Consider the following 563-nt stretch of genomic DNA (forward strand, 5'->3'; position numbering starts at 1 on the left):
GGCAATTAATACCCCTTTTCTTCGATATTTATCGGTACGTTTGCTTCATGCTCCGGTTATTTCACTAACAGCCCACCATCACTTTACCGATACTACCAATGCATTTCGCGGACATTCAAGGAATTATTTAACCAATCCCAAGGTACAACCACTACGGGATATTTTCAATACATATGAGTTACTTGCATATTTGTCGACCAGAGCATCTCAGATAGGATTGCGTGTATGTGAAGTGCCAGTGACACGAGCTTACCCTATAAAAGGAAAAGTCCCCACTAAAATTAGTTTTTTAAAAGGAAATTCTGAACTGCTAAAAATACTATTTTCTAATATGCTTGGAAAATATAATCCACAAAAGTGAGAGCCTGCTATGATAGAATCATTAAAAAAAAATAAAACTGGAATACTCCTTATGTGTTGTTCATCAGTCTGCGTTTGTCTAGGGCAACTTTTATGGAAACTTTCTACCGGAGGGCAAATCTCGTTCCTTTTTGTTGGTTTCCTATTGTATGGAGTTGGCGCACTTGTTATGATAGTAGCTTATCGCTTTGGCAGCTTATCTG

General features: G+C 37.8%; 2 protein-coding genes. Both read left to right on the forward strand.

Features of this window, described 5'->3' with window-relative positions:
• The coding region (locus NE664_12940) for a glycosyltransferase family 2 protein (GenBank protein MCQ4727539.1) at positions 1–361 on the forward strand (361 nt) is incomplete at its 5' end.
• Positions 362–370: 9 nt separating this feature from the next.
• Positions 371–563, forward strand: a 193-nt coding sequence (locus NE664_12945; GenBank protein ID MCQ4727540.1) for an EamA/RhaT family transporter, incomplete at its 3' end; no start/stop codon positions are given.

Origin of the sequence: Anaerotignum faecicola, assembly GCA_024460105.1 — a bacterium.
GTDB lineage: Bacteria > Bacillota > Clostridia > Lachnospirales > Anaerotignaceae > JANFXS01.